Below are 1,649 nucleotides of genomic sequence, written 5' to 3'. Positions count from 1 at the left end.
ATCATCGTAAAACTATCTCTCTTAAAAAGGAGGTATTCCAGCCGCACCTTCCGGTACGGCTACCTTGTTACGACTTAGCCCCAGTTACCAGTTTTACCCTAGGCGGCTCCTCGCGGCGACCGACTTCAGGTACCCCCAGCTTCCATGGCTTGACGGGCGGTGTGTACAAGGCCCGGGAACGTATTCACCGCATCATGGCTGATATGCGATTACTAGCGATTCCAGCTTCACGGAGTCGAGTTGCAGACTCCGATCCGAACTGTGATAGGGTTTGTAGATTCGCTCCTACTCGCGTAGTGGCTGCTCTCTGTCCCTACCATTGTAGCACGTGTGTAGCCCAGGACGTAAGGGCCGTGATGATTTGACGTCATCCCCACCTTCCTCACAGTTTACACTGGCAGTATGGCTAGAGTTCCCGACATGACTCGCTGGCAACTAACCAAAGGGGTTGCGCTCGTTATAGGACTTAACCTGACACCTCACGGCACGAGCTGACGACAACCATGCAGCACCTTGCAATTTGTCCGAAGAAAAAGTTGTTTCCAACCCTGTCAAACTGCATTTAAGCCCTGGTAAGGTTCCTCGCGTATCATCGAATTAAACCACATGCTCCACCGCTTGTGCGGGCCCCCGTCAATTCCTTTGAGTTTCATTCTTGCGAACGTACTCCCCAGGTGGGTTACTTATCACTTTCGCTTAACCACTCAATCCTCAATTAGACCGAACAGCTAGTAACCATCGTTTACTGCGTAGACTACCAGGGTATCTAATCCTGTTCGCTACCTACGCTTTCGTCCATCAGCGTCAGTGTATTGTTAGTGATCTGCCTTCGCAATCGGTATTCTGTGTAATATCTATGCATTTCACCGCTACACTACACATTCTAACCACTTCACAATAACTCAAGAACAACAGTATCAACGGCAATTTCGTGGTTGAGCCACAAACTTTCACCGCTGACTTATTATCCCGCCTACGGACCCTTTAAACCCAATAATTCCGGATAACGCTCGGATCCTCCGTATTACCGCGGCTGCTGGCACGGAGTTAGCCGATCCTTATTCATATAGTACCGTCAACAAATCACACGTGATTCTTTTTCTTCCTATATAAAAGCAGTTTACAACCCATAGGGCAGTCTTCCTGCACGCGGCATGGCTGGATCAGAGTTGCCTCCATTGTCCAATATTCCTCACTGCTGCCTCCCGTAGGAGTCTGGTCCGTGTCTCAGTACCAGTGTGGGGGATCTCCCTCTCAGGACCCCTACCTATCGTCGCCTAGGTATGCCGTTACCACACCTACTAGCTAATAGGACGCATACTCATCTTACAGCCATAAATGTTTATTTATCAATCGATGCCAATCGATAAAACTATGAGGTATTAATCCAAATTTCTTCGGGCTATCCCTCGCTGTAAGGCAAATTGTATACGCGTTACTCACCCATCCGCCGGTCGTCATCTGATGCAAGCACCAATGTTACCCCTCGACTTGCATGTGTTAAGCCTGCCGCTAGCGTTCATCCTGAGCCAGGATCAAACTCTTCATTGTTGTCTTTTAAATATCTTAAATAGACTCTACAACTATTTATTCAAATCTCTCCAAATAAAAACTCAAAATTAACTTCTAGTCTTAATGCTTCATTATAC

The 1,649-nt window shown here is 47.7% G+C and carries 1 rRNA gene; it reads right to left on the bottom strand.

The window, feature by feature from the left end:
• Positions 1 to 25: 25 nt before the first annotated feature.
• Positions 26 to 1,551: ribosomal RNA gene (locus tag BLV84_RS12125) — 16S ribosomal RNA — on the bottom strand.
• Positions 1,552 to 1,649: the final 98 nt, after the last annotated feature.

The sequence above is a fragment of the Psychroflexus halocasei genome (assembly GCF_900107595.1).
Taxonomy (GTDB): Bacteria; Bacteroidota; Bacteroidia; order Flavobacteriales; family Flavobacteriaceae; genus Psychroflexus; species Psychroflexus halocasei.
The sequence above is the reverse complement of the archived record's forward strand: the minus strand, read 5'-3'. Positions and strand labels throughout refer to the sequence as shown.